The sequence below is a fragment of the Mesorhizobium sp. M0701 genome, from assembly GCF_040320365.1.
Taxonomy (GTDB): domain Bacteria; phylum Pseudomonadota; class Alphaproteobacteria; order Rhizobiales; family Rhizobiaceae; genus Mesorhizobium.
Genome location: NZ_JAMYPO010000043.1, coordinates 15197 through 40269 on the forward strand (window position 1 = coordinate 15197; position 25073 = coordinate 40269).

Below are 25073 nucleotides of genomic sequence, written 5' to 3' on the forward strand. Positions count from 1 at the left end.
CGACGGTTATGAGTCCGGACCTTAGTACTACAGTTGCGAATGCCGATGCCGTTTGTAGTGACAGATGGTGGCCGCAGCCTGATGTCGTCGTCGCCATAGCGACCAGGCGATGATGAAGGGCTTTTGTGTCGGTGGGAAGATGAGGATCCGGGCGAGGAGATAGCGGATCTCGGGGACGCTCGGGACGAGCGCAGCCATCCGGATCAGGCGGCGATTGGCTCCTTTGGACTCGTTTCGTTCGGTTTGCTCCATGCGCTGCGGCGAAGATCAGCCGATAGCTTCGAGAGGAATGCCAGGGCGGCCATGCACAGGCTCATGTGGCGATGCCATCCGTGCCAGGACCGAGCCTCGCAATGATCAAGTCCGAGATCATCCTTGGCGCGCTCAAAGCACTCCTCGATCGCCCAGCGCAGGCCGGCCACTGCCGCCAATTCGGCCAAGGAGGAACCGGGCGGGGCGAAGACCAGGTAGTAGGCTTTTTCTCCGGATGTCGATCGCTTGCGGCGGACGAGAAGCCAATGCTCGAAGCCGCCTTTTGACGTCCAAGGGCGGCGGATGCGTGCCCAGTCGTAGAGCCGAGGGCCTTTGGCGCCTTCACCTGCCGCATGACAGGCCCAGTCGTCGGGCTCGAACTCGCTGGCCAGTTCCTCGGGCGAGGTTTCCTCAAACAGACGATCCCCTCCCCGGCGCATGAAGTGAGCGCCTCGAACCGCCAAGACATAGGGCTGCTCGCGAGCTTCCAGCATCCGGCGAAGGCTGCTGTCCGCCCCGTAGACAGCGTCGCCCAGAACGTAAGCGCACGGGACGCCGGCATCGAGCGCCGCCTCGACCATGGCGCGCGCCATCTTTGGCTTGGTCGCAAACTCGACCATCTCCGGGATCGACGCTCTGGCACATCGCGCCCGATCCCTTGTCCAGCTCTCCGGCAGATAAAGGCGACGATCGACCAGCGCTTGGCCGTAGCGGCTCGCGTAAGCCAAGAACACGCCGACCTGGCTGTTCTCGATCCGCCCCGCCGTTCCCGAGTACTGACGCGCGACACCGGCGGAACGATCGCCCTTCTTCACAAATCCCGTCTCGTCGACGATCAGGACACCATCCTCATGGACCATCGGCCGGCAGAGAAGCGGACCAAGCATTTCGTGGATACCCTCTCACTGCACAACGCCCGGGACTTGCTTGCACATGGTGGCTATCAAGCGCCGCCGCGAGCTGATCTACCTCCAGCGGTCCTGAAGATAACTTGCAGACGATCACAGGTTCAGCCTTGGCAAGCTGACGATCGAGGGTTCGCCACGCTGCTGAGATGCTCGCTCTAGGCCGCCGGTCGCGCGGCTGATTACCAATGCCTTTTCCTGGCCCGTGAGGTTTGGACGCTATCACTCGCCAGGCGGAAGCTGGACCGCTCGGCGCCGGTTCCTTCGACAGCGATCCCCGACTTGACCAATGACCGGCATGCGTCGAGAACCGACCAAGGCACTTCATCCACCGCTGCCGCAATATCAACGAAGCTCGCCAGCTCGTCACTGAGTCGACCTTCGACAGCACGTTCGAGTGATGAATTGGGCCGCAGGATCCAGGCATCGTTGGTCCAATGGATGACGTTGTCCCAGACGATGAAGTGTGCCCCGCATCCAGTGTCTCGCCACACAGAAGGGAAAAGGGTCAACCCGCCCTCGCGTTGATAAAGGCGCCAGGCCGGCCCGGCACGACGGTCGAGGTTAACCGTCAGTATGTCTCCGCATCCATCGGGGCATCTCATGACAAGGGACCGCGGAGCTCCGCGCTCCACAAGTGAAACGTCTCCCGGGTTATCCACCTGCTCGATGGCTTCGGACTGACGTTCAACCCTGCCCTTGAACTGTACCGCGTGCGTTTTCTTGAGCACCCAACCGAACTCCCGACCTACCAAAGCGAAGGATTTGTCACGCGATCCAGAAGGTCCACCGCGCACTTGTAAGCAATGGCCGCATCCGGGCTTTTGCCTTTGGCATAATAGAGCAGCCCGACGCAGATCGCGATTGTATACTCGCGCCTCAGATCGAACGAATGGGACTGACCTTCCTCGAGGATGGTCGTACGCAACGCCACGATCGCGTTGAGCCGATACTGGGCCTTTTTGCCTTGCAGGAGATGTTTAAGCGACATAGCGAAGAGATCTCTGGAGTAAAAATCTTCGAGCACTTGTTCGGGCAGCGGTTGATCAGCCTGCAACTCCGCGTCGAACGCAAGCCCGATTTCCAACCGGGCGACGTCGTGGGACAAAGGACGTCGAGCTGCCCGCGTGAAGTCGATCAGAACCGCTTCCGCATCGCCGCCGCAGACGAACACGTTGCGCAAATTGAGGTCGTCGTGAGCTCGACACACCGGATGCTCCTCAGCCTGCAGTCCAGCGAGACGAACAAAAAAGCTTCGTGGCGAAGCGCCAGCGTAGCTGTCCTTGGTCAATTTGTCGTAGGTGCGCTCAAGGCCTTTTAGATATGCGTCATGCCGTGCCGCAGGTAGAAACTCCTGCAGAAGGTCTAGTCTCTTTCTTTCGGGGTCTTTTCGCCAACGACCCAACACAGTTCGATAGATCGCCTGGATGACCTCTTTCACATCGCGGTTGATCACAACCTTGTCCAGGCGGACGGCATTCTCGACGAAGCGGGAGACCGCAAGCTGGTGCTCAGATCCCACAACGCAACGATCCAGGCACAAAGGGGCGCATCCGCGATATGGCACGCGGTCAGCGACCACGTCCCTGTACGTGTTAATGTGTTCTTCCATCACCGCCGCGGGGCCTGACTTGACGATGAAAGGTGTGTGCTGCTCCAGGCCTTCCGTCTCGACCTTCCAGACGGACGAAGAAGATTTGCCACCATTCTCCTCGGAAATAAGGATGCCCGAGTAGTCGTGAAACGCGCGACGGAACAGAAGCTTCAGTTCGGGTAGCAGAGGCGTCGGCAGCTCATTCCCATTTTTGTCGCGGATCGCCAGGCTGCTGTTCAGGGAAGGGCCGCACCGGCATCGTGCGCAGGTCTCGGCAATGTTATCCCAGTCAGAGTCTGGAAGCACTGCGAGCTGCCGCAGCACCACACCAGTATGCTCTTGCCACTGCGCCAACACGCCTGCGCCTGAACGCGCCACCGCCTGTCCAATCGCTTCCTCGCCCCGTTTCGTAACGACAATGACGAGTATGCCGCGCTGTGCGGACGAAGCGGCGAGGCGTCGAAGACGCTTGACCAAATCCAATCGGCCCTCGTCCGACGGAAGGGCACCGGCCAGCACGATCAACGCCCGGGCGCCTCCGTCATCAAGATCAGAAAGCGACACGAGCGGCTTCACGGCAAGTTGGCGGGCGGAGAAAGGCGTCGGGTTCACGGTACCTCCGTCAACCAAAACGGTCGTGCGCTCTTCAGCTTTCATGTTGGCGCCAAATCATGGGCCAACTGTCTCCTTTGGCCAGGGCATTGTCCTGAGCACATACAACGCAGGTCGGATCTGACCTTGAACTGACAGGCCGCACCGATCCTTCAATGGGCCGCCCAATAAGATGCCGCGCCTCCCCAGGGAACCCGGTCACTGCCGAAAGGAACATCGAGACGGCCATGGAAGAGGTTGCTGCGTTAAGGGAGATCACGGCCGGCTGCGGCTCGAAATGGCCGACGAAATACGGATCGGAGCGTGAATCGGCGAGAAGATCGCGTCTCACTGCGGCGGGATCGAGAAGGGAATGGCAGTTAAGGCAGGCCAGCGACTCGGCAAGCATTTGGACCCTAGTCGACATCGCGGCGACGACACCCTCCCGGGCGTCGATGCGCACTCCAACGTCGATCATTGGCAAACGATACTGATAGGCGATCTGATTGAGGACGGCGCGGCTGCCGTGCGAATCCGTGCAACACATGACAAAATCGCCGTCGAGCAACGTCCTGGCCACGGGCTCGTCAATAACGGATTCCGGTAAGGTCATAACCTCAATGTCGCGTTTCGCGCGTTGCGACGCTTCGGAGGCCACTGCGACCTTTGGTCGGTCAACGTCCTTCTGCTCGGCCCCCATCAATCGGTTGAGGTTGGTTCGCTCGACCTGTTCAGGATCAATCAAGTGCAGCCGACCAACGCCCAGCCGGGCGAGTTCCTCGACGACCACTGAACCGGTGCCGCCTACGCCGACGACCGCCACGGTGAGATCGTTGAGGATTCGCTGCCCTGCGGCGCCGAATGCTCGCACATTGCGGTCGAACACTTCCGGCAATGGGGCCGGATCTTCCGCGTCAGTCTCAGTTGGGTAAGATCGAACACTGCGCCCGATTTCCTGAATCCGATCGATGGTGAATGTGGTCTCGCCTTTGATATCGAAGAGGCGGCCACGAAATCCCGTCGGCCCGGCGATCAGGAATCCATGCGGCCCTTGCGGGCACCGAAAATGCAGCACCGGAGCCAAGAGTTGCTGCGCTGCGTCGTCGACCGATGAGAACGCCAGTCTGCGTTGCACAGGATGCGAATGCGCAAGAATTACGCCCGCTCGCTCCAGACGCGCGCGTTTGAGCACGCGCGACAGGAACATGGGAGTCAATGAGACTTCTATCGGGCTGCGGGCGATATAGTCGTCCGGAGCCGGGCGAATGATCTCTCTAACGATCAACCTCATCCCGCCTTCGAAACGACCACCGCCAACGATCAACGCAGCAGCAGATTCAAGGGGGGCAGGCGCGATAAGGTCATCTCGAAGAGCCGTCCATTCTCCACCCCGGAACATCAGACGGTTCATCGCGCCTCGCCCAGCCGCCGCCGGATCACATTCAAATAGGTAAGCAGATTGTCGCTGTTGGGCTTCCAGGTAGACGGATGCCAGGAAAACCACAGCCACTCCGAGGGAACTCCCGGGGTGGCCTGTTGCCCTGTGTTTTGTGGGGTTCCACCGTGTTCGAGGGCGAGCGCCGGCTCGGCCCAGAAGCAATCGGGCGCAGCCTGCGGATAGCCCGCAGGCACCACGAACTTTATGCCAACCTCGGCGCGGTTCCAGCCCTTTGGAAGTTGCACAGCCGGCATGCTGACCACTGCCGTACCTCCGGACTGGAGCTCAAGGGTCGCGTTAGGGTGCTTTTTGCTGATATCCTGGAAGTGACGTTCGAGGATCGACATTAGCCAAACGTCGCCGGAGGAACAGTGTAGAAGTGCATTCCGTTCTTGAGCGTAACAGCCTCATTGTCCCCAATCTGCCGATCGGCATCATGGCCGTGCCCCTCGAGGAACAACTGATATTGCTGGTCCTTGGCGGCGAGCTGCTTCAGCTCCGCACCGGTCATGCTTTCGCTTGTCGCTTCGATATGGACCCCATCAATATTGATGGAAAATTTCGGATGATCTTCTTTGGCCATTGTTCCCTCTGCAAAATGAACCCGAAAGAGCAGCCTCGGCATTCAAAGAGAATCAGAGCCGCTGCCTCGCTTTTATCGTGAAAGGAGTGATCGCAGAAGGCGGAATCAAGATCCCCCACCGCCGACGAGCACCCCGCATTGACACCTGCTATGTAGGAACAGCGCCACATTTTTTCACCCTCATTTCGTTGAGAATGATGCTGCCACGGCATTCAAATCCGGTCCGGCATTCGCACGCCTGCGAGGCTTCCTTGCGCCCGGCCCTCTCGAGTTCAACAAGGGACCGCGATCGTATCACACGCGATGGGCGATCGTGCGTCTGCGGGCGGTCGCCTTAGTTATGTTTGACCAGCGTATTTGGTGCCGCTGCGGCCTTCACGAAACGCCAGGCCCGCTCCTTTCCCGTCCGATCGTCCATGAAATCCCCTCTGCACGCACGACGCCGGAAACCTCCTTGCCGATATGATGCTCAAGCACCGGCCGCCATGGCACCAGCGTGAACTCGCGCGATTTCTCGATGACAGCGTATTTTCCGCCGGCGAGCTCGACGGAGCGGCGGAGCGTGCCTTCTATTCGATCTCCACTCTGGGCTTCAGAATAGGGCAGACCGAGTTCGTTCGACAACTGGCCGGCCACGCGGTTCAACTCGCGTTGGCGCAGCATCGAAAGCATGTTCGCGCGATAGATGACCCGATCCTGCTCTTCCCGAGCAAGACCTTGCGCAATCAGCCACTGCCGTCGGCGGCCTTGCGCCTCTCGGACATCGCGGCCGAAACCAGAGCTGTGCAAGGCCTCCGGTGTGTCGGAAACCAGCTCTCGATCGAGCCAGGTGGCGCCGTCGAAGCTGACTTGGCTCTCCAGCAGCATTGATGAGAGCTTGTCGACGACAACCGGCTCGGCCCTCGCTCGCTGACGCTCGTAGCCCGCGACGCGGTCGAGATGGTCCGGCGCGATAGTCCATGTACCGTCCGGCTCGCGCTCGACACCACCGGTCGCCCGGCGGATCGCCTCCAGTCGCCGCACGTGCGTTTCGGCAAAGCGTTCGGTGGCCGACGGGTCATGCTTGAGATGGATATCGATGCTGTAGCGCCCGTCATGGGCCGTGGCGATCTCGGCAATTGTGCGGTCGACTTGCCTTGGCCCGGCGTCCCTCGGCGTGACCCGCACTATGCAGCCCTCTGGCGCCGGTTGGGTGGCCTCGCCTTTGCCGATATCGACATAGTGGCTTTTGCCGTCCACGCCGTCGACGACGAGGTAATGGCGGTCATTGATTTCGTCGGCCAGGCCGCGCGCAACGATGCGGCCGACGACAGGCTGCATCTGCTCTGCAGATCGATCATGGACAACATAGTCGGCGGCACTGCGGGCGAGCCCCTTGCCGGTCAGTTCGCGGTGCATGGTCTTGATGATGTCGCCCCGCTCGCCGATGCGGCGCAGCGTCGCTTCAAGCTCGCCATCAAGGCGCCAGCGGCCCGAGCCGACTTCCTCAGCCAGACCCATCCGCTCGAGCTTGCGCAGGCGGCCCTGGTGCAGCGTCTGGCGAAACGTGTCTCGGCTGGCCGATGAGACATGCCCCTCATGGTCGCGCATGCGGAGCAGCTGCCGATCGATGCTGGTGAAGCGTTCCCGCTCCATTTCCTGGCGCAGGCGTTGCTCGATCTCGCGGTCCGTTCTCGGGCCAAGGTCGAGGCTGACCAGCTCGGCCGCCCGTTCACGGATTCCAGACGAGATGTAGTCCCGCGCGATGACGAGGTTTTCGCCGCGGTCGTCCCTGCCGCGGACGATAATATGGGTATGCGGATGACCAGTGTTGAAATGATCGACGGCCACCCAGTCGAGCCTGGTGCCGAGGTCTTCTTCCATCTGCGCCATGAGACGCCGCGTGAGCGGCTTCAGGTCATCATACTCGATGCCGTCTTCAGGGGCGACGATGAAGCGGAACTGATGCCGGTCGCCATCGGCACGATCGATAAAGGCCTTGCCATCGACGCGGTCGCTGTCGGCGCTATAGAGCTCGCCATGCTCCCCTTCCCGGGTGACGCCGTCGCGCTGGAGGTAGCGAAGGTGTGCACGTGCCCCGTCAACACCCTTGCCGGCCAGCTTGACGATACGCGCCTTGACGACGGCGCGCCGCTGCCGAAACGCCGCGTGGCGGTCGCGCGCTCTGAGAACGGCGGCAGCAGCCCCGCCGCGCCCCGCCCGGCTTCCGATGAAGCGGCCACGGCGACCGCTGCCGCCGCCGGCTCGGTTGATCGCGGCGCGGATCTGGCCGGCGAAACGCTTGCCTGCCTTCGAGCCGCGCGATGCGATTTTGCCCAGGCTCGGCTTGAACTCTTCATCCTGCATTGAGCCTCCTAGTAATCTTAAGCAAAATCAGAGGTTTGTCGGCAGCAGCTCTCCTGACGCTGAAGGCAGCCTCCGTGAAAAACGATGTGCAGACAAAGACTTCGCCGCCTCCAGGAGGCGATGCCTTTATCTTGCCTTCCGCGGACCTGCATCCCTGCCCCGCCCGACCCACGGTACCCCTGCCCTCACCTGCGATCCGGCCGGCCTGACCTTGCTCGCTCCGATCCGAGCGGCACCACAATTTGGCCATTCGGATCGGTCGCGGAAACACCGTTTCGCAGGAAAAACAGCGACTGCCCGGACGGGATTTCCGGCGCTTTTCCGGAACGGGATTTGCCGGTGAACGCGTCCATGTCGGCGGCCGAAATCCCCGCAGCCTTGAGCTCTTCCAGATACGAAACCGTCTCGCTGGGCAGCGGTCGCCCACGCTGCAAATGCTGTTCGTAGCGGTCCGGCCCAGCGTTATAGGCGGCAAACAGGCCGGGAAAGCCGAAGCGGTCATACATGGCGCGCAGATAGGCAGTGCCTGCCAGAATGTTGTCGCGAGGGTCGTGCGGATCGGCCCCCAGGCCAAGCTCTGCGCGCATCTCCTCGTAGGTGCCGGGCATCACCTGCATGAGGCCAATGGCGCCGGCGTGTGAGGCGATCGGCCGTCCGTCCAGCATTGTCTGCCCCCGGCTTTCGGCATCCATGACGGCATAAATCCAGGGCTGTGGAATGCTGAAACGCCGGCTTGCTTCGGCTACCAAGGGCTGCCATCTTGCCAGCTGCGGACCACGGGAGATGGCGGCCGGCTGAGCGTCGGTCGCGGCGGAACATGCGCATGGCGCTATCGCGACCATGCCCAGCATCAGGAGGGTTACTCGGTCCATAGCGGCACGAGCCTCCCGGCAATATTTTCGGCCGGCACCGGCCCGAAATAGCGGCTGTCGAAGGAGCGGTTTCTATCGTTGCCGAGCAGGAAAACCTCGGCGGCGGCGAGCTTGCGGCAGGCATTCCACCAAGGCAGCGGACGGTGCTGCGTGTCGGTTGCCAGCCGGCGCGCGACAATTTCGCCGCCGATGATGATGGCGTCGCCGAAGGCGCAGACATGCTCGCCAGGCAGCGCGGCAAGGCGCTTGACCAGCGGCACGTTGCTGGGCAGATAGAAGCGTTCGGCGGCGAGATCGGCGACCGGTTTTGGCGGGCGGACGAGCACGAGATCGCCACGAGCCGGCGATCCGGACGCGACGCGATAAAGGCCGACCGGCGCACTGGCCGAGGCGTTCCAGACCAGCCAGGGCGATGGGTTGTCGAAAGCGGCGAAGCCGATCAGGCTGAGGCCTATACTGGCCACGGCGATCGTCTTGCGCGCCCGAATGCGTTGCAGATGGCTGCCGATCAAACGGATAGTGGGACGCCGGCTCATGAGCGGCCTCCCTCACCGGCCGAGCCGGAATCGTGCCCGCCATCCTCGGGCCTGGTCTCCTGCGCGCGCCCCTTCGACCAGTCGTCGAGCTCGTCGATGTGATACCGAACATAGCGGCCGTGCTTGCGGAATTGCGGGCCACCGCCTTTGAGCCGCATCTTCTCCAGCGTGCGCTGGGACAGCCCGATATAGAAGGCGGCCTGCGCGGTGTTGAGAAACGGACTGCCCTTCTTCGCGCGGGCCGCGCGTTCGTTTTCGTCGTCCATGATGGTCCTCGTTTCGTTACGGACAAGCGAAGGCGAGGATCGGCGAGCGAGATCGTTTCGGGGACGGGCGAAGAGTGGGGGGCGAGTTTTCGCCGCCCCCTCCCGAAAGAGCCCCGCGCGGGTTGCGGGGCGGGGCTCGAGGCTGGCGGTTCAGTCGACCGGGTTCCAGATGATGGCGTATGTGTCGTCGTCATCCTGGCCGGCGGCGCGGCCGAGATTGGCGTAGAGCTTGCGCGGACCGAACTCCGGGGCGGCAATCGACAGGCTCACATAGTCCTTGCCGGAGGTCTCGCCGGTGCGGATCCAGCCGGCCCCTACTTCGACCCCTTGCGTCAGCACCCGAAAGTCGGGATGGGTGTCGGCGCTCTTTGCCTGATTGGGCACGATGTCGATGTCGGCGCGGACGCTGAGCGTCTTGAGCTGGCCCTTGTAGCCGCCGTTTTCCTGTTTGGTGACGTATCCGATCGCGGTCATTTTTAGTCTCCTTTTGGTGCTCGCCGGGGACCATTCCCCTGCGATGGCGGACCGTGATGGGCGCGTCCGGACCGCCGGAACCGGGACGGCCGCAGCGATAGCGGAGGACCCGAGCGGACAGCTTTTTTGAAGCGAAGCGGCGCGAGGAAGCCGCCGCAGGCGGCGGGGAAAAAAGCTGCTGGCGAGGGTTTCGGGCGGGCCGGATCCGCCCATAGGTCGTCAAGCCAGCCGCAGGGGAATGGTCCCTGAGACACATGGAGACAGGTGGCGCGATCGGCGGCACAACGAGCAGGCGGCATAACAGGGCGCCGGCTGCGCGGGCTCTGTCGGCAACCCGATCGGACAATTGGCCCCATGCGCCTGGGCGCCTCGGCAAGCAACCCGGCGCGGTGCAGGGCTGCCCAAATGGGGGCGAGTTGGCGTCGGGATTTCTCGCGCGCGGCACTGGCTCGACAAGACGACCAATCGGCAGCCGGCGCGGCCCGGGGCGGCGCGCGCGACCTGAGCGGCGGCACTCGAGAGAACCGCCGCTCGGGCCCTGATCGACTATTCGCGCGCGAACAGCGGCTGCACTTGTGCCCACTGATCGGCGGTGCGGAAACCGCCGCGGCTGGTGTAGCTTTCGGCGGGGAATTTCATCCAGCGCGGCAGCCATGTCTCGACCTTCTGGCGGCCATTCTCGCCCGCCAGGAAGTCGCGGATGATCTTCTTTTGCGTCTTGACCTTCTCGGCGACATTGCCGTCCGCGACCAGCTTGCCGCCGACCTCGGCCAGCATCGAATTGGCGATTTTCCTTATCGCGCAAGAGGTCGAAGAAGGCATCGTCCGGTTGCCACCATGTGCCCATATCGACGTTCAGATGGTTGCCGAGCCCCTCGATGACGGCGCTGCCGGCTGCAAGCTTCTCGGCCATGACAAGGGTGAGAACGCGCATGACATCGTCGTCGCACAGCGCCAAGAGGCGCGCGAAGACGCCGGCGATAGCAAAGGCGTCGCCATTGCCGCCGGCGACCACGCCATCCTCATCCGGTGATCCGAGCAGGGCCAACACTTCGCGCCGCTTTTTGCCGAATGCGGCTTCAGCCTTGCAGCCGGCAAGGCTGGCAGTCACCGTCTCGTTGGCTCCTCGCTGCGGTTCACGGCGCACCTGCCACAGGCCGGAACCGGTGATGGCGTGCGCCACCACGAGGCGCAGCGCCACGGCGGGATGGTCGAGCATGGCCGCGCGCACGCCAGCATGGCGATGCAGATCGACATAGTTCTGCATCGGGCCGGTGAGTTCGGGGCGCGGCGGCTTGGCGGCTGTTTCTTCTTGCTCGCCGCCCTCGCGGGCGCGGCGCGCTTCCTTGCGTGACAGCCAGCCCTCGTGACACTCAACCTCGCCGCGATGCGAGACAGTGATGACGACCTTGCCGCCCTTCTTCTTCGGGGTCTTCTCGTGGTCCGATGCGTGGAAATATTGGCCCGGCTCCAGCAGCACCACCTCGCTCCAGCCGTCGTTAAGATAGGTGTCGCGTCTGGCGGCAATCGCTTCGTTCTGCTTTTGCCAGAACAGGTCGGCATCGGCGAAATAGCTGTCCTCGCCGAACAGGTCCGAGGTGATCAGGCCGGGATATTCGTCGATGGCAAACAGCGCCACCTTGGTGGAAATCGACTGGCCGCCGAACAGCCATTGCTTCAATTGAAAGCCACGCGGCGCGTATTGATCGGGATCGGCACAGAGTGCCAGCCAGTCCTTCTGCTGCGCCTTGGACGCCATGGTGAGATGGCGCACCGTCTCGGCGTCGATCTCCTCGCGCCGATAGGCTTCGCGGATTTTGGGCAAGAGGTAGCCAAGCGCCAGAATGCGTTTGACCTTCAGGTCAGTGATGCCGAAGGTCGCAGCGATGTCCGGAACGGTGCGGCCTTGCCTGACGAGCCGCGAAAACGTCTCCCATTGCGATACTTCGTCAGGATCGAGGCGGGCGAGGTTTTCGATCAGCGAGGCTTCCAGCGCATCGGCGTCGTCACCGTCCTCCATGATGGCGCAGGGCAAGGGATCGCCTTCGCCGCGCTCGTCGCAAGCGATTTGGCGGCGAAATAGCGCCGCCTGCCGGCGACGATCTCGAAGGTTTCCGGCTGGCCATTGGGCCGCAGAAGGAGAGGCACCAGCACGCCGCGCGCACGCACGGATGGCAGGATGTCGGATATGTCGGGCGCGCGTTTTCCACGGCGCATGTTGAGCGCGGAAATGTTGAGCTGATCCAAGGGGATGTGGGCAAGCTGCATGGTTACTCTCCTTCGCTTTGGTTAAGGTTGTCCCCGCCGCAGAGGCCGACGGCCGGCGCGGCGGGACGGTTTTTGCGCCTATCGGCGCTGCTATTCCGCCGTGTCGGGCGGAAGCTCGGAATGGGGCTTTGAAAGGGCGTCTGCTGCCTGCCGCAGAAGTCGCTCGGCCTCGGTGATGTGGCCGCAAATGCGGGCGGCTTCGGCATAGACGGAGAGCGTAAAGCGCGCCTGGAAATGCAGGTCGCGCTCTATGCCGAGGCCAAGCGGACCTTTTAGGGATGCAAGCTCGGCCAGACTGACGCTGCCGAGTTCGGGGAAGCCGAAGCCGAGATCGCAAAGGCCGAACAGCGTGTCGCCATCGGCGTCGAGTTCGGTCAAAAGCCACGTGGCGGCACCTGTCGGATTAAACAGTTTCACAACGGGAAAATGGTCGATGTCGGCGTCGGCGGCGCCATTGGCGAGCAGTCGTGCGCGCAGTGGATCGGTGATCAGGATCATGGAAAGACTCCTTGTCAGAACAGGTCGAGTTGATTTCTGCTGGCTTCATCGAAAAGGCCGATATCGAGCGGCTTTTGCGCCGCGCGCGGACACATCGGCGCGTCCATCAGGAGGGTGAGCCGATCGCGCGTGGTGATCGGCCGGACACCGGGAATGAGCATCTGCTCGCCTTGGCGTCGGCTCGGTCGCGGTCAGTTGAGGATCGCGCATCGTCATGCCGCAATCCCTTCCTGCGCCTCGCCTTCGGCATCGGCCTGAAGGCCAAACAGGAAATCGGCGGCCTTGGAGGCAAGACTGGCGGCACGGAAGATGGCGCGGTTGTCCTCGCGCAGCACCTTCAGCCATGAGCCGATGTAATCGGCATGACGCACGGTCGGCTCGATACCGAGATTGCTGCAGGCGAAGGCGGCAGTGATTTCGGCGACCAATTCTTCACGCGCGTAGGCCTTGGAGCCGAACGAGCCGGAGAGGTCGCGAGCAAGCCGCGTCGGGTGGCCGGTCCAGTGGCCAAGCTCGTGAAAGCAGGTCCGGTAATAGTCGATCTGCTGATGGAACGCCGGCTGCGGCGGCACCTGAATGTGGTCGCTGCCCGGCATGTAGAAAGCGCGATCGCCGCCGACCCTGAAATCCGCATCGCTGGCGCGAATGAGCGTCTCGGCCTGCGGCACGATCTCGCACTGAGGCAGCGGCTCGGCGGCGGCATAGAGGTGTTCCGGAAGATTATCGCACTGCGCGACATTGAAGACGGTGAAGCGCTTCAAAAAAGGCACGGCCTGTGGTTCATCGCCCTCGTGGCGTGCGCGCTCCTTCTCGCCCTTGGGGACAAAGCGGTCGGCATGCACGATGGTCGTGCCGCGCTCGCCCTTCCTGACATTGCCGCCAAGGACGAGCGCTTGCCGGAAGGTGAGCCAGTTCTGGCTGGGATAGCTGCGCTCGATGACCGCGCCCCACAGGATGAGGATATTGATGCCGGAATAGGTGCGCCCCGTGGACGCATTCCTCGGCAGGCCAAGGCCTGCCTTTGCGCTGCCCCATGGCTTGACCCATGGCACGGTGCCGCGCTCCAGCTCGGCAATGATGCGGTCGGTGATCTCCTGATAAAGGCTGGCGCCGGGGCGCCCGCCCTTGCCTGCGCCAGCCTCTCCGCTGGCGGTACGCTTGCTGTTTGCATGCATCGTCTCATCCTCCGCTCGCCAATCGCCGCGCCTTTCCCCGGAAGCGAGGTGGGCGGCGAGTCGCGACCGGAAAGGCCCGCCGTGGGAGGCGGACCGCATCCGAAGGACCGGAACGAAGAGGAGGACCCTGAGCGGCACGCGAAGGGTTGCGGGCTGCCGCGGCGGGCCTAGAAGGGAGTGCCGCCCACCCCGCGCCACCGGGAAAGGCCAACAGACAAACCGCGCCGCCCGCAAGGGCGGCGGCCGTCACAGCCCGAAGGGCTGCCCACGCCAAGGGGCGAAGCCGAATGGCCGAGACCGCCTGAGCTTGCCGAAGAAAAGCGGGCTCGGTTCACGAGCACCTGGTGCGCGTCGTCAGGCGCGCGGGCGCCCGCCAGGACGGCAGGCCGGACAGATTTTTCGCACGGATCATCGTCAAGCGCCGCAGTTACGTCGAGAAACTCGACGACATCGCCGCCGTGGCGCGGCTTCCTCCGAACAAAACCAGCGCTCGCCTTTCAACAGGTTGAGGCGCGTGTCCCAGTAATATTCCTGACCGGGATCATGATAGACGCGCTCGCCCGTTTGTGGCTTATATTGGCTTTGATGTTGCAGCCGACAACGGCAGGGTCGATTCGAAGGCAAGAAAGCCAGCCAGGAGTTGCTTTGATAGCTATGATTGCCCACGCCCTTCCCTCCGAAGAGAGAATGCGACGTTTGCGGCCTGGAGTCTACAAGTCGGGTCTAATTCACCGGTCCTGTTCCGAACCATTGAATGAACGGCGCATCCTTACCCGTGATATCCTTCACCGTCTTTAACAGCGCTTCATGGGTGCGTTGGAGAGCCCGGTAATGGTTGCTGCTAGGTGATAGAAGCGGCTGGACGATGCTCTTGCGCAGCCGTTCCGCCTCCGCCAGAAAGCGCTCGATTTCAGCCTGTGAAAGCTGCTTGCAAAGTTTGGTCCTAGCCATTGCGATCTCCGTTGAGGAATCGCCCCACCTAGGATTATCATCCTATATCGGCATGGCCTGGTAAAGACCCACCCGCAGCGGAATGGCAGCTTGCCGAAGAAAAGCGCGCTCGGTTCACAGCACCGGCGCGAGCCGTTAGGCGCGCGGGCGCCCGTTAGGATCGCAGGCTGGACAGAATCTCGCACGGATCAGCGTCAAGCGCCGCAGTTAAGTCGAGAAACTCGATGACGTCGAGACGACGCTCTCCACCCTCGTACTTGGCCACGAAGGATTGGGGACGATCAAGCTTCTCGGCCACCTGCGCCTGAGTCAGGCCTTTGGCCTTCCGCAGGGAAACCAGCTGGGCCAGAAACCGCTGGTGGCGGGGCGATCGAAGAGACTTGGGCATGTAGGCGAACCGGTCGGGTAAAGACCGGATCAGCGACTAATCCCGGTTTCGGATTATCCCATTTTGGGATATGCTGCGGGCGCTCAACAGGCGAGGTTCGCAGGCATGAATCGATCAATGGGAACAGATGAGACTCGAAACTCAACTCTGTGCGACGAAGTCCCCTGGTCGGAGAACCTCACGAGCTACGACAGGGAGCATTTCACGATCTACCTGAGGATCCTGGATGCCTGCGCCGACAATGCCAGCGAAGAGGAGATGGCTGATCTCATTCTCGGCATCGACCCGGCCCTTGAACCGGTCCGCGCCCGCAAGGCTCTTCGCAGCCATATCGACCGGGCGAACTGGATGGTGACGACTGGCTACAAGGAACTGTTCGCCGGCTGACGCACAGCACGGATTGTCATGCTCTTCAAACAAGGAAGTTCAGATACCCGCCATTCATGAGCGCACGGCCGCGAGAGACAGCGCGGCTGGAGCGGTCACAACTGGTTCGCGTGCTGTTTGACTGCCATTTCTAGTGCTTGGCTCAGAGGCACCGCCTTCGAGAACAGGAAGCCCTGAGCGGTCCTGCAGCCAAGCTTGTGCAGGGTTTGCCGATCCGCCTGTGTTTCGACGCCCTCGGCCATGACCTCGATCCCGAGCATGTTACCGAGATCGATGACCGATTTGACAAGCAGTCGGTCCTCTCGGGATTTGGCCAAGCCGCGAATGAAGCCCTGGTCTATTTTCACCTTGCGTATCCGACTGTCCTTGAGCGATGCCAACGTGGAAAAGCCGGTGCCGAAGTCATCGAGCGCGATGGAAATGCCGGCATGTGAAAGCCGTCCGAGCTTTTCATCCACTCTGTCCGGGTCCACCGGGGATTCTTCGGTAATCTCGATCTCGAACATTGTTGCAGGCAGAGCTCTTGCCGCCAGACCATCCAGAACCATGTCGTCGATATCGCCGGCTTCCAGTTCGCGCGGTGAAACATTCATCGCCACACGGAGATCACGACAGTCAGCTTTCACCAAGCCGTCGATAAAAGCACAACAGTCGGCGAATACGGTTTGCGTCAGCAGCTGAAGCATACCGGTTTCGCGTGCAGCTGTGATGATTTCGGGTGGAGAGATGGCACCATGAGTCGGATGGGACCACCTCAGCAAGGCTTCAAAACCGACCACGGCCTCGGTGTCGAGTTTCACGATCGGCTGGAACCAAGGTTGCAAGCTTCTCGTCTTTATCGCCGAATGAAGGTCCCGTTCGACGGACTGGCGGCGTTGCAGTTCCCTGTCGAGTTCGGCATCGAACAGGCAAAATTCGTTCCTGCCACGACGCTTGGCCGTATAAAGGGCGATATCCGCCCGCAACAACATTTCGGTCAGGCCCGGGCTTTCCGCCAGATATATTCCTATTGATGCCCCGACCCGGACGGACGCGACCTCGATATAGGGGCGGGCAATTTTGGCTATGATATTGGAGGCGAGATCACTGGCAGAAAGCGAAACCCTCGTTGAGGGAAAAAACAGCACGAATTCATCGCCGCCGATACGAGCGAGCGTTGAGCCTTCCGGTGCTTCCTCCTCTATGCGGCGGGCGATCCTGACAAGCAGTTCATCACCGGTCCTGTGACCGTAGGTATCGTTGACGGATTTGAACCCGTCCAGATCAATCAGCATTGCCACGAAGGGGCTATCCGCGGTCTCGAACCGTCCGATAGCGTGTTCGAGGCCACGCCTGTTGAGAAGGGCCGTCAGGTGGTCCTGCCTGGAACTGGCCTTCATCTCCGCCGCAAGCCGCTCGGCCTCATGCCTCAGGCGGCTCGCTTCGCGGAACCGTGCTTGCCCAACAAACGAAGCTCGAACCAAGCCGCCCATGAAGAGCAGAACGGTAAAAGCCAGAATGTAGTCTTCAAAATTGCCTTTCGCCAAAAGGCAACCCACCGTGATGAGGAGCGGAGGTGTGATGAAGTTGGTCGCCGCCGCGGCATACGAACTGCCGTATGTAACCGCACCAGCGGAAATGCCCGCCAGAATGACCAGATGCAGCGGTGCTTGAGGTGTCGTGTACCCAACAGTCAGGACGGCCAGGAAGGACCAGGCAAACCCTGCCAGAAGAGCAAGGATGCCAAACCAGCGAAGCCGCGGCAAAACCCCCACTAAACCGTCATGGCGCCCCGTTTCCTTTAGCTGATAACGCGCGAGTGCAAGGCGGGCGGCATTTATCGCATTGACGACCAGGAACCAGATTGCAGCGGCAAAGCCGCTGCCAGAAAGGGCGTGCACCGCCCAAATCAGGCCTGACAGGATACCGCTTATCGGCATCGACACGAAGAGGCCGGTCCTCAGGTCAGCAAGCTGATCCTGACGGATTTTGGCCTCCAGCGTGTCTACTTTCTTCGGGGCCATGGACGGACCAGCTTGCTCCCATCGTTGTTCGCGAGGACAAGCTTACGCAGGCCCACTGAAGGACGGGTTAACTATCCAGCGGGGGTAACCAGTGCGCTCACCATGTCTTCGGGGCGCACGTCTGCTCTTGGCCTTGCCGTCTGACCATCGAGCTCTTGCCCGCACGCGTGCCTTGATCCGAATCATCCCAGGATCGGCAACGTCACCATGGAAGCAGCCCTACCAACGGCATCAACGCGCCCGGCGAGACAAAAGAAAGCCGGGCCGAGATAGCGTTCCAGAGCGGCAGCGCTGCCTGCGATTCACCGCCTGAGCATGGCCGAAATGCCATGGCGGATAAAGGGAAGATATTGGGCAAAGCGAAGCCCTGCATGTCTTGCAAGCCGTGCCGCCGGGTGCTCGCCTGAGTAGAGAGCGACAAGTGCATTCGTAGCATGATAGAGCGGTGCCGCCGACAGACGCAGCCGGCTTTCGTATCTGCCGAGTATGTCGGGATCAGCAATGTCGCGGCGCTCGCGACATGCCGCCAGGATTCTATCGGCGAGTTGCTTCTGGCCACTGAGGCCGATGTTGAAGCCATGCGCGGTCACCGGGTGCATGCCGAGGGCAGCATCGCCGATCAGTGCCGCACTCGGAGCCCAGAACTTGTGCGCCCAGGTCGTGACCAGCGGATAGGCATGGCGGGTGCTTGCCAAGGTCATCTCTCCGAGGCGTCCTCGACACCGGCTCGTCGATTCCATGAGGAACAAATCGTCGTCGAGAGCAAGCAGTCTGTCGGCCTCGCTTGAGCGCAAAGTGAGAAGCAGCGACGACACGCCTTCCATGAGCGGCAACATCGCTATCGTCTGATGGTGATCGAACCATTCGACCGCGATCTGGTGATGGGCGCGCTCGTGCCTCACCCGGCAAATCAGCATGGAGTTGCCAAGCCGATTGATGTCGGCGCCAATGCCGAGCAGGTCGCGCGTCGCGGACAAACGCGAATCCGCTGCAACGAGCAGCCGAGCGGCCAACTGCCTGCCATCACAGAGCGTTATGACTGCTTCTTTGTGGCTGGTTGTTGCATTGACGACCGAGTGGCCGCACAGCAGCCGGGCATGATCCTGGAAGCGGACAATCTTGAACAGGGCGTCGCGGATCCGACAATTTGGGACCAGAATTCCGAGTGGTTCCCCAGATCCGCTGGGAGAATCGAAGCTCAGGGCGAAAGGGCTCGATCCGTTGAGCACGCGCGCGCCTTGTAGCGGTGATTTGTCCGAAGCGGGGATGGCATCCCAGGCGCCGAGCTCGCGAAGGATTCCAACCGATGCGTGGGTCAGCGCGATCTCGCGACCGTCGAAAGCCGGATTCGCCAGGCTTTCGAGCGACTGCCGTTCAACCACTGCCACCTTGAGTCGGCTCTGGGCAAGCGATGCGGCGAAGGAAAGTCCGACCGGCCCGGCTCCGACGACAATAACGTCGAATCTATCGACAGAGCCGGCCATCAGCGTGCGGCCATTGCGTCGGCTATCTGCGACGAAGGGCACTGGAACGCATCGCAATCGATCCACGGTTTGCGGCTCATCTCCCCAAGCGTCTCCACGCGACCTAACCGTCCGTTAGACATCCGTTCTCCGTTCAAAAATGCTCAATAAACCATGCCTATGAAGAGATAACCCTGATGTGGATCAACCAGGCTCGATAAACGCGGCAACGGCGGGTTCACGGTCGACTGGTCGATCGCCACGCCATGGTCTGGTCAGGTCATCATCGAATGGCCGGCTTCCCGTTCGGTGCGGCCCTTTCCTGGCCGAAAGTTCGGCAACGTATTCTGGCTGATCCGTTCGCACCCGTCGCGCGCCGAAAATCGGCATGACGCGAAGCAACCGCGGAAAATATTCGAGCGAGTCCTCGCATGGCAGGCTGGGTCAACTGCGTGGCTCGTCGCGGTCGATCAGGATCCGCTCGGCGGCGCCATCGAGATCTTCATATTGGCCGCTCCTCAAGGCCCACAGGAACCCCGCCAGCCCAAGCGCTCCGAGGAACAGGGCCACAGGTATGAGGTAGGCGAGCGTCGTCATGAGGATTGTGCCAGTGCGCCAATGTCGGAGCGCCTGTCATGTCGGGCATCTTGCACCGATGCATTTGACACGAAACCTTGCAGGCGTAGCGCATTGCCGATGACCAGGAGGGACGAGGCGGACATCGCGACCGCCGCGATCAGTGGCGTAACGTGCCCCAGAATGGCGACCGGCACGGCGATCCCATTGTAAACGATCGCGATGGCGATGTTCTGCCGGATCAGCCGTCCGGCCTTCCGCGAAATGTCTAAAGCAAGTGGGACCGCCAGAAGACTTTTACGCAGGAACACGAAATCCGCGGCGTTGCGCCCGATATCCGCCGCCGTGGCCGGAGCGATCGAAACGTGTGCGGCGCCCAATGCAGGCGTGTCGTTGAGCCCATCGCCGACCATCAGCACCTTGTGGCCAGTTCGGGTCAATGCTTCGATCTGTTCGACCTTCCCGGAGGGAAGCAACGCGGGAACGAAGCGCTCGACGCCCAGTGCTTCCGCCACCTCGCCGCAGGCAGCTTCTGTGTCGCCCGACAGCATCTCCACCGACACGCCGGCGCCGTTCAGTTGCTCGATGGCCGCCTTGGCATCGGCACGCAGCTCATCTTCGAAATCGAAAGTCGCGACAATGACCCCGTCCTTCGTCAGAACGGTTCCGCCATAGCCTTGTTTGCCTTCGCCGCCGGTCCGGCCTTTCAACTCACCCCATCCGCGGCGACCCAGCCGCCAGGTACTGCCCTCGGCGATGGCTTCGATGCCGAAGCCCGGATGCTCGCTGACGGACGCGAGTTTCGGCTGGCCGGCAAAGGCTGCATTGCAAGCGATTGCCTTCGAAAAGGGATGGCGGGAATGCGCTGCCATCTCGGCCGCCATGGCGAGCATCGTCGGATCGATGGACGGCGCATTGATCAGCCTGGGCAGTCCCAGCGTAAGCGTGCCGGTTTTGTCGAACAATGCCGTGTCGATCCCGGCCAGGCGCTCCATGGCGGAGCCGTCCCTGACCATGACGCCGCTTTCAAACAGCCGCCGCGCAGCGACCACCTGCACGATCGGCACGGCGAGACCGAGCGCACACGGGCATGTAATGATCAAAACGGCGATCGCGATTATTATTGCCCGGTGCCAGTCGCCGGTCGCCGCCATCCAGCCGAGGAACGTCACAAAGGCGGTGAGGTGGACCACGGGGGCGTAGAGCGCGGAAACGCGATCGGCGATCCTGCGATGGCGGGCGCGGCCGCCCTCTGCCGCTTCCATCAGCCGAACCATTTCGGCCAGGAAGGAATCCTTCGCGGCGGCCGTCGCCTCGATGGTCAGTGGACCGGTGAGATTGAGTGTACCGGCCTGGACCTGCGCCCCCGGGCCCACCGTTCTGGGCGTGCTTTCGCCGGAAACCAGGGAACAGTCGAGATCCGACGCCCCGCCAATGATCCTGCCGTCGATGGGCATCCTCTCGCCGGCCGCGATCAAGAGCTCCATTCCTGGTTCGATCTCGCCAACCGGCAAGTAGTCGCGCGAACCATCCTCGCGCAGCACCATGGCGCCGCGCGCCGCCAGCCGAGCCAGTCCGTTTACGGCCGTCCGAGCCCGTTCCCGCATCACGTGATCCAGCGTGCGGCCGATCAGCAGAAAGAACAGCAGCGACACCGACGCGTCGAAATAAGCATGGTCGGCATGGTTGATCGTTTCGTAGAGGCTCATGGCGTAAGCGAGCGATACCCCGACCGCGATCGGCACATCCATGTTCATGCGGCTGTGGCGCAGCGCATTCCAGGCCGAGCGAAAATAGATGCCGCCGGCGAAAGCGAGCACAGGAATGGCAATCAAGGCCGAGACCCAATGGAACAGGTCGCGGATCGCGCCTTGCGCGCCGGACCAGACGGAGACTGATAGCAGCATGATGTTGCCCGCCGCAAAGCCGGCGACCGCGACGGCGCGGATCAGTTCCGAGAGCGTCTTGTCCTTCCCGTCAGCCTCGGGATCGAACAGGTGCGCGCCATAGCCCAGCCGTCCAAGTGTGGCGACGAATGGCGGAACCTCCTCGCCGCTCCACCGGACCGAAACACGTTTCGTCGAAAGATTGACACGAGCGCCTTCGACGCGATCCAGCTTGCCGATCGCCGTCTCGATCGTCTGGATGCAGGCGGCACAATGCACAGCCGGCACCGAGAGGTCGGTCTGGCGAAGATTTTCGCCAATCGAGCGGCTCGCCAGGCTGATTTCCTGGCCAGAAGGCAGGACCAGTGTGACCTTTTCCAGGTCCAATGCCATTTCGGCGCCTGGCGCGCAGCAGCTCATTGCAGCGCCCCGCGGGAAATCACGATCCGGCGAACGTCGCGATAGGGTTCCGCAAGGCTCGCATCGGCGTCGATTTCGAAGATCCAGACGCCGTCCTTGGGCATGTGGTGCGCGGCGAATATCTGACCGGAGGCAGCGGCAAGAGTGACGGATTTGTCCTCTGCCTCGTAGGCGGGATGACGAAACAGCACCTTGACGCCATGCACGGCAACCGGCTTGCCGCCAGCATCGGTGAGGCTGTAGCGGACCTCACCGCCTGCGATGGTCAGTTTGCCAGTCCAGCCGAGGGCTGCCTGAGCTCGCCCTTGCTCGGCCTTTTTGTTGAATTGCTGGCTCGCCACATAGGTGTTTTCGACGACAAGGCCGGTCCAGCTCGTGTTGGCGAGCGTCGCCATCGTCAAATTGACCGCTATGACCACGCCGAAGAAGCCAAGGATGGTGAACAGCATATGCCTGCCGGTGAATTCGCAGGATTGTCGCGAGGTGTCGCTCATCTGGCGCTCTCCGGTGCGTTGAAAGTGGCCGTGTATTCGTCCGACTCGAACGTTGCCTTGTTTTCGACCCGGAACTTGAAGCTTTGCGCTGCACCCCGAACCTGATCTGCCGGCTGACGCACGAAAACCTTGAGCATCTTCAGCCGGTCGGGTTCGACCGGGATGGCGAAGGAGCGATCCGCCGGCAGGTCGATGCCGACAACGCTCATTTCGGCTCCATGCAGGCCCTGCATCGTGACAATGATCGTTCTTGGTTCGGGGATCATGTTGAGCAGCTTGACGGTGTAGCCGTTGCGGATCGAACCGTCGGACAGCGTCACGAACTGCGGGTTGCGATCGTGCAGGACATTCAATTCGAGCCGTTCGCGGGTCAGCAGCGAATAGAACAGCGCGAGACCGACTGCCGACCAGGCGCCCATGTAGATGAAGGTGCGCGGGCGAAAGATCTTGCGGATATGGAAACGGGCCACCTTGTCGGAGAACAGGCCGTCAGCGCTCCTGACCAGTGACGGGTTGACTGAACCGGAGCCGCCCGGGGTCGCCAGCATCATGTTGGCGTTGTAGTCGGCCAGCGTCGCATAGGAAATCAGTCCGCGCTCCCTGCCGAGCTTGTCCATGATACCGTCACAGGTATCGATGCAGAGCGCGCAGGTGATGCATTCAAGCTGCTGGCCATCACGAATGTCTATCCCCATCGGGCACACCGCGACACAGGCATTGCAGTCGACGCAGTCGCCGACGGGCTGCCCGGCGGCAAGGACCCTCTTGGCGTGACGCGAGCGCGGTTCGCCGCGCCAGTCATTATAGGTGACGGTGAGGGAATTCTCGTCGAGCATGACCGCCTGGATGCGCGGCCATGGGCACATGTAGGTGCAGACCTGCTCGCGCATCAGCCCGCCGAACGTATAGGTCGTCGCCGTCAGCACGGGCACGGTGATGTAGGCGACGGGGGCGGCGGTGCCGGTGAAGAGTTCCCAAAGCAGCGTCGGCGCATCGGCGAAATAGAAGATCCAGGCGCCGCCGGTCAGCACCCCTATGACCAGCCAAATGGCGTGTTTCGATGTTCGCAGCACGAGTTTGCGCGCAGTCCAGGGACCGGCGTCGAGCTTGATGCGCGCGTTGCGGTCGCCCTCGATGGCTCGCTCGACGACCAGAAACAGATCGACCCACACGGTCTGGGGGCACGTATAGCCGCACCAGGCCCGACCGACGGTGGATGTGATCAGGAAAAGGCCGATACCGGCCATGACCAGCAGGCCGGCGACGTAGTAGAATTCCTGCGGCCATATCTCGATGAAGAAGAAATAGAAGCGGCGGTTGGCAAGATCGACCAGCACGGCCTGGTCAGGGGCAAATGGCCCGCGATCCCACCGCAGCCAGGGCGTCAGGTAGTAGATCCCCAGCGTGATTGCCATCACCGACCACTTTAAGCGGCGGAAACTGCCGGAGGCCCGGTTCGGGAAGATCTTCTTGCGTGCGGCATAGAGCGGCTGACGGGTCTTGGCGGAGTTGACCGCATCGGCTTCGAGCCGTTCTATTTGCGTGTTATCGAGCACGAGAAGCTCCAGTCACCAGCGACGATTTCGCCGGAAGCCCGACCCATCGGTTTCTGGATGATGCCGAGGCCCGGCTCGCGCCGGGCCTCGTCGCTTGGCGGTTGGGGGGAGGACGAGAATAGGCTTGCGTTCCTATTCTCCGCCGCCAAGCGAATGGACATAGACCGCGAGTTCCTTGACCTTGATCTCGCCGAGACGCCCGATCCAGGCCGGCATGACGCCATGCCTCGGGGCGCGGACCTGCGCGGCGATGGCTGTTTCGCCAGACCCGTAAAGCCAGATCGCGTCGGTCAGGTCGGGTGCGCCGAGCTCCCTGTTGCCCTTTGCATTCTCACCATGACAGGCCGCACAATTCTCGGCGAAAACATTGGCGCCGAGTTCGATCAGGCTTGTGTCCTGAACAGGATCGGAGAGGCTTGCGACATAGGCGCCGACCTGCTTGATCTGATCCGTCGTGATGATGTCGCCAAAAGCAGGCATTTCCGACAGGCGCGTATCCGGGTCTGATGCGAAGCGGATGCCGTCCGCAATCGTCTGCTGGATCTGTTCGGCGTTGCCACCCCACAGCCAATCGTCGTCGTTTAGGTTGGGAAAACCCTTGGACCCTTGAGCGCCCGAGCCATGGCACTGCACGCAATTGACCTTGAACGCGGCGCCACCTGCGGCGACCGCGAATTCGCGTAGTGTCTCGTCGGCAGTAATCTCGGAGACGGTCTTCGCCTGAATGGCAGCGACATATTTGCCCTTGGCCACTTCGGCCGCCGCCAGTTCATTCTTGACGTCTTTGCGGCTCGAATACCCCAGCACACCCCTGGTCGCGGAAGTCAGCATCGGCCATGCCGGATAGACGACGGTGTAGCCGATCGCCCAGGCAATGGTGATGTAGAAGGTGATGACCCACCAGCGCGGAAGCGGGTTGTTGAGTTCCTTGATGCCGTCCCACTCATGGCCGGTCGTCGAGATGCCCGAAACCTCGTCGATATGCTCGCTGCCCATGATCAGTCGTCCTTGAGAGGAATGTGAGCGGCTCTCTCGGCTTGCCTGCGGCTGCCGGGACGAAATGCAAAGGCAACGCATCCGAGGAAGAAAAGTGCCATGGCAAGCAGGCCCCAGCTGTCGGCAAACTCCCGCATGAAATTGTAGGTCATCGC

30 protein-coding genes and 1 pseudogene are annotated in these 25073 nt (G+C 62.0%); 5 read left to right on the plus strand and 26 right to left on the minus strand.

Features of this window, described 5'->3' with window-relative positions:
* Window positions 1-203: 203 nt before the first annotated feature.
* The 12 genes and pseudogenes from NKI24_RS28770 to NKI24_RS28825 all read right to left on the minus strand — a co-directional run.
* Window positions 204-1103 (minus strand): annotated as a pseudogene (locus NKI24_RS28770) (IS701 family transposase); the annotation flags it as partial.
* Between the two features lie 236 nt (window positions 1104-1339).
* Complete coding sequence (locus NKI24_RS28775) at window positions 1340-1888, minus strand: ubiquitination-like system serine protease family protein (RefSeq protein ID WP_352725328.1); 549 nt, start codon at window positions 1886-1888, stop codon at window positions 1340-1342.
* A gap of 17 nt (window positions 1889-1905) precedes the next feature.
* Entirely contained in the window at window positions 1906-3408 is a 1503-nt protein-coding gene (locus tag NKI24_RS28780; protein WP_352750047.1) for a phosphotransferase, read from the minus strand.
* Entirely contained in the window at window positions 3398-4753 is a 1356-nt protein-coding gene (locus NKI24_RS28785; protein ID WP_352725324.1) for a HesA/MoeB/ThiF family protein, read from the minus strand. Before NKI24_RS28785 ends, NKI24_RS28780 begins: the two co-directional genes overlap by 11 nt.
* Complete coding sequence (locus NKI24_RS28790) at window positions 4750-5127, minus strand: E2/UBC family protein (protein ID WP_023800976.1); 378 nt, start codon at window positions 5125-5127, stop codon at window positions 4750-4752. The genes NKI24_RS28785 and NKI24_RS28790 overlap by 4 nt, the downstream gene beginning before the upstream one ends.
* Complete coding sequence (locus tag NKI24_RS28795) at window positions 5127-5363, minus strand: multiubiquitin domain-containing protein (RefSeq protein ID WP_023800975.1); 237 nt, start codon at window positions 5361-5363, stop codon at window positions 5127-5129. Before NKI24_RS28795 ends, NKI24_RS28790 begins: the two co-directional genes overlap by 1 nt.
* A 375-nt stretch (window positions 5364-5738) precedes the next feature.
* Window positions 5739-7709: a relaxase/mobilization nuclease RlxS gene (gene rlxS, locus NKI24_RS28800; protein WP_352750048.1), complete on the minus strand. Its 1971-nt coding sequence runs from the start codon at window positions 7707-7709 to the stop codon at window positions 5739-5741.
* Window positions 7710-7894: 185 nt separating this feature from the next.
* Window positions 7895-8581, minus strand: a complete 687-nt coding sequence (locus NKI24_RS28805; RefSeq protein WP_352624434.1) for a lytic transglycosylase domain-containing protein — start codon at window positions 8579-8581, stop codon at window positions 7895-7897.
* The gene (lepB, locus tag NKI24_RS28810) at window positions 8569-9117 is read right to left on the minus strand and encodes a signal peptidase I (RefSeq protein ID WP_352750049.1); all 549 of its coding nucleotides are present in this window, start codon (window positions 9115-9117) and stop codon (window positions 8569-8571) included. The genes NKI24_RS28805 and lepB overlap by 13 nt, the downstream gene beginning before the upstream one ends.
* Complete coding sequence (locus tag NKI24_RS28815; RefSeq protein WP_023800971.1) at window positions 9114-9383, minus strand: helix-turn-helix transcriptional regulator; 270 nt, start codon at window positions 9381-9383, stop codon at window positions 9114-9116. Before NKI24_RS28815 ends, lepB begins: the two co-directional genes overlap by 4 nt.
* A 150-nt stretch (window positions 9384-9533) precedes the next feature.
* Window positions 9534-9857, minus strand: coding sequence for a DUF736 domain-containing protein (locus NKI24_RS28820; protein WP_023672372.1), 324 nt, complete (start codon window positions 9855-9857; stop codon window positions 9534-9536).
* 546 nt (window positions 9858-10403) lie between these two features.
* A complete protein-coding gene (locus NKI24_RS28825; protein WP_352750050.1) occupies window positions 10404-10634 on the minus strand; it encodes a hypothetical protein in 231 nt (76 codons plus the stop codon).
* Between the two features lie 4 nt (window positions 10635-10638).
* Between NKI24_RS28825 and NKI24_RS28830 the strand changes: the two genes are divergently transcribed.
* The 3 genes from NKI24_RS28830 to NKI24_RS28840 all read left to right on the plus strand — a co-directional run bounded on the left by NKI24_RS28830 (window position 10639) and on the right by NKI24_RS28840 (window position 11940).
* A complete protein-coding gene (locus NKI24_RS28830; RefSeq protein ID WP_352750051.1) occupies window positions 10639-10890 on the plus strand; it encodes a hypothetical protein in 252 nt (83 codons plus the stop codon).
* Between the two features lie 141 nt (window positions 10891-11031).
* Window positions 11032-11211 carry a hypothetical protein gene (locus NKI24_RS28835; RefSeq protein ID WP_352642236.1) on the plus strand — a complete coding sequence of 60 codons (180 nt, stop codon included), beginning with the start codon at window positions 11032-11034 and terminating at the stop codon, window positions 11209-11211.
* A gap of 12 nt (window positions 11212-11223) precedes the next feature.
* Window positions 11224-11940, plus strand: a complete 717-nt coding sequence (locus NKI24_RS28840; RefSeq protein ID WP_352750052.1) for a hypothetical protein — start codon at window positions 11224-11226, stop codon at window positions 11938-11940.
* On the opposite strand, the gene NKI24_RS28845 is transcribed toward NKI24_RS28840, so the two are convergent.
* The 4 genes from NKI24_RS28845 to NKI24_RS28860 all read right to left on the minus strand — a co-directional run bounded on the left by NKI24_RS28845 (window position 11835) and on the right by NKI24_RS28860 (window position 13798).
* A complete protein-coding gene (locus NKI24_RS28845) occupies window positions 11835-12125 on the minus strand; it encodes a ParB/RepB/Spo0J family partition protein (RefSeq protein WP_352750053.1) in 291 nt (96 codons plus the stop codon). The genes NKI24_RS28840 and NKI24_RS28845 overlap by 106 nt on opposite strands.
* 90 nt (window positions 12126-12215) lie before the next feature.
* Entirely contained in the window at window positions 12216-12623 is a 408-nt protein-coding gene (locus NKI24_RS28850; RefSeq protein WP_352750054.1) for a DUF2958 domain-containing protein, read from the minus strand.
* Window positions 12624-12637: 14 nt separating this feature from the next.
* Window positions 12638-12784 carry a hypothetical protein gene (locus NKI24_RS28855; protein WP_352517888.1) on the minus strand — a complete coding sequence of 49 codons (147 nt, stop codon included), beginning with the start codon at window positions 12782-12784 and terminating at the stop codon, window positions 12638-12640.
* Between the two features lie 51 nt (window positions 12785-12835).
* Window positions 12836-13798 (minus strand): ArdC family protein, encoded by a 963-nt coding sequence (locus tag NKI24_RS28860; protein ID WP_352750055.1) that lies wholly within the window; start codon window positions 13796-13798, stop codon window positions 12836-12838.
* Window positions 13799-14142: 344 nt separating this feature from the next.
* Here NKI24_RS28860 and NKI24_RS28865 point away from each other — a divergent pair, with 344 nt between their 5' ends.
* Window positions 14143-14307, plus strand: coding sequence for a hypothetical protein (locus tag NKI24_RS28865; protein ID WP_352624422.1), 165 nt, complete (start codon window positions 14143-14145; stop codon window positions 14305-14307).
* A 214-nt stretch (window positions 14308-14521) separates the two neighbouring features.
* Here NKI24_RS28865 and NKI24_RS28870 read toward each other — a convergent pair whose 3' ends face one another.
* A complete protein-coding gene (locus tag NKI24_RS28870) occupies window positions 14522-14749 on the minus strand; it encodes a hypothetical protein (protein WP_352750056.1) in 228 nt (75 codons plus the stop codon).
* 154 nt (window positions 14750-14903) lie between these two features.
* Window positions 14904-15137 (minus strand): helix-turn-helix domain-containing protein, encoded by a 234-nt coding sequence (locus tag NKI24_RS28875; RefSeq protein ID WP_023679646.1) that lies wholly within the window; start codon window positions 15135-15137, stop codon window positions 14904-14906.
* 117 nt (window positions 15138-15254) lie between these two features.
* Here NKI24_RS28875 and NKI24_RS28880 point away from each other — a divergent pair, with 117 nt between their 5' ends.
* Window positions 15255-15524, plus strand: coding sequence for a DNA -binding domain-containing protein (locus NKI24_RS28880; protein WP_023722036.1), 270 nt, complete (start codon window positions 15255-15257; stop codon window positions 15522-15524).
* Between the two features lie 95 nt (window positions 15525-15619).
* Here NKI24_RS28880 and NKI24_RS28885 read toward each other — a convergent pair whose 3' ends face one another.
* The 8 genes from NKI24_RS28885 to NKI24_RS28920 form a co-directional block, all read right to left on the minus strand.
* The gene (locus tag NKI24_RS28885) at window positions 15620-17527 is read right to left on the minus strand and encodes a putative bifunctional diguanylate cyclase/phosphodiesterase (protein ID WP_352750057.1); all 1908 of its coding nucleotides are present in this window, start codon (window positions 17525-17527) and stop codon (window positions 15620-15622) included.
* A 302-nt stretch (window positions 17528-17829) separates the two neighbouring features.
* Complete coding sequence (gene ubiM, locus NKI24_RS28890; RefSeq protein WP_352610907.1) at window positions 17830-19011, minus strand: 5-demethoxyubiquinol-8 5-hydroxylase UbiM; 1182 nt, start codon at window positions 19009-19011, stop codon at window positions 17830-17832.
* Window positions 19012-19434: 423 nt separating this feature from the next.
* Window positions 19435-19587: a cbb3-type cytochrome oxidase assembly protein CcoS gene (gene ccoS, locus NKI24_RS28895; protein ID WP_023679633.1), complete on the minus strand. Its 153-nt coding sequence runs from the start codon at window positions 19585-19587 to the stop codon at window positions 19435-19437.
* On the minus strand, window positions 19584-21872 hold the full coding sequence (locus NKI24_RS28900) for a heavy metal translocating P-type ATPase (protein ID WP_352750058.1): 2289 nt from the start codon (window positions 21870-21872) through the stop codon (window positions 19584-19586). Before NKI24_RS28900 ends, ccoS begins: the two co-directional genes overlap by 4 nt.
* Entirely contained in the window at window positions 21869-22366 is a 498-nt protein-coding gene (locus tag NKI24_RS28905; protein ID WP_352750059.1) for a FixH family protein, read from the minus strand. Before NKI24_RS28905 ends, NKI24_RS28900 begins: the two co-directional genes overlap by 4 nt.
* On the minus strand, window positions 22363-23922 hold the full coding sequence (ccoG, locus tag NKI24_RS28910) for a cytochrome c oxidase accessory protein CcoG (protein WP_352750060.1): 1560 nt from the start codon (window positions 23920-23922) through the stop codon (window positions 22363-22365). The genes NKI24_RS28905 and ccoG overlap by 4 nt, the downstream gene beginning before the upstream one ends.
* 132 nt (window positions 23923-24054) lie before the next feature.
* Window positions 24055-24918 carry a cytochrome-c oxidase, cbb3-type subunit III gene (ccoP, locus tag NKI24_RS28915; protein WP_352750061.1) on the minus strand — a complete coding sequence of 288 codons (864 nt, stop codon included), beginning with the start codon at window positions 24916-24918 and terminating at the stop codon, window positions 24055-24057.
* Window positions 24919-24920: 2 nt separating this feature from the next.
* Entirely contained in the window at window positions 24921-25070 is a 150-nt protein-coding gene (locus NKI24_RS28920; RefSeq protein ID WP_352457387.1) for a cbb3-type cytochrome c oxidase subunit 3, read from the minus strand.
* Between the last annotated feature and the right edge of the window lie 3 nt (window positions 25071-25073).

Bases quoted from the DNA above. Each gene is read 5' to 3' on its own strand.
- NKI24_RS28880 (WP_023722036.1), top strand. From the start codon at position 15,255: ATGGGAACAGATGAGACTCGAAACTCAACTCTGTGCGACGAAGTCCCC.
- NKI24_RS28845 (WP_352750053.1), bottom strand. From the start codon at position 12,125: ATGCAGCTTGCCCACATCCCCTTGGATCAGCTCAACATTTCCGCGCTC.
- NKI24_RS28855 (WP_352517888.1), bottom strand. From the start codon at position 12,784: ATGCTCATTCCCGGTGTCCGGCCGATCACCACGCGCGATCGGCTCACC.
- NKI24_RS28795 (WP_023800975.1), bottom strand. From the start codon at position 5,363: ATGGCCAAAGAAGATCATCCGAAATTTTCCATCAATATTGATGGGGTC.
- NKI24_RS28900 (WP_352750058.1), bottom strand. From the start codon at position 21,872: ATGAGCTGCTGCGCGCCAGGCGCCGAAATGGCATTGGACCTGGAAAAG.
- ccoS (WP_023679633.1), bottom strand. From the start codon at position 19,587: ATGACGACGCTCGCCTACCTCATACCTGTGGCCCTGTTCCTCGGAGCG.
- lepB (WP_352750049.1), bottom strand. From the start codon at position 9,117: ATGAGCCGGCGTCCCACTATCCGTTTGATCGGCAGCCATCTGCAACGC.
- NKI24_RS28805 (WP_352624434.1), bottom strand. From the start codon at position 8,581: ATGGACCGAGTAACCCTCCTGATGCTGGGCATGGTCGCGATAGCGCCA.
- NKI24_RS28875 (WP_023679646.1), bottom strand. From the start codon at position 15,137: ATGCCCAAGTCTCTTCGATCGCCCCGCCACCAGCGGTTTCTGGCCCAG.
- NKI24_RS28860 (WP_352750055.1), bottom strand. From the start codon at position 13,798: ATGCATGCAAACAGCAAGCGTACCGCCAGCGGAGAGGCTGGCGCAGGC.
- NKI24_RS28820 (WP_023672372.1), bottom strand. From the start codon at position 9,857: ATGACCGCGATCGGATACGTCACCAAACAGGAAAACGGCGGCTACAAG.
- ccoP (WP_352750061.1), bottom strand. From the start codon at position 24,918: ATGGGCAGCGAGCATATCGACGAGGTTTCGGGCATCTCGACGACCGGC.
- NKI24_RS28825 (WP_352750050.1), bottom strand. From the start codon at position 10,634: ATGCTGGCCGAGGTCGGCGGCAAGCTGGTCGCGGACGGCAATGTCGCC.
- ubiM (WP_352610907.1), bottom strand. From the start codon at position 19,011: ATGGCCGGCTCTGTCGATAGATTCGACGTTATTGTCGTCGGAGCCGGG.
- NKI24_RS28815 (WP_023800971.1), bottom strand. From the start codon at position 9,383: ATGGACGACGAAAACGAACGCGCGGCCCGCGCGAAGAAGGGCAGTCCG.
- NKI24_RS28870 (WP_352750056.1), bottom strand. From the start codon at position 14,749: ATGGCTAGGACCAAACTTTGCAAGCAGCTTTCACAGGCTGAAATCGAG.
- NKI24_RS28920 (WP_352457387.1), bottom strand. From the start codon at position 25,070: ATGACCTACAATTTCATGCGGGAGTTTGCCGACAGCTGGGGCCTGCTT.
- NKI24_RS28790 (WP_023800976.1), bottom strand. From the start codon at position 5,127: ATGTCGATCCTCGAACGTCACTTCCAGGATATCAGCAAAAAGCACCCT.
- NKI24_RS28850 (WP_352750054.1), bottom strand. From the start codon at position 12,623: ATGATCCTGATCACCGATCCACTGCGCGCACGACTGCTCGCCAATGGC.
- rlxS (WP_352750048.1), bottom strand. From the start codon at position 7,709: ATGCAGGATGAAGAGTTCAAGCCGAGCCTGGGCAAAATCGCATCGCGC.
- NKI24_RS28885 (WP_352750057.1), bottom strand. From the start codon at position 17,527: ATGGCCCCGAAGAAAGTAGACACGCTGGAGGCCAAAATCCGTCAGGAT.
- NKI24_RS28905 (WP_352750059.1), bottom strand. From the start codon at position 22,366: ATGAGCGACACCTCGCGACAATCCTGCGAATTCACCGGCAGGCATATG.
- NKI24_RS28780 (WP_352750047.1), bottom strand. From the start codon at position 3,408: ATGAAAGCTGAAGAGCGCACGACCGTTTTGGTTGACGGAGGTACCGTG.
- NKI24_RS28785 (WP_352725324.1), bottom strand. From the start codon at position 4,753: ATGAACCGTCTGATGTTCCGGGGTGGAGAATGGACGGCTCTTCGAGAT.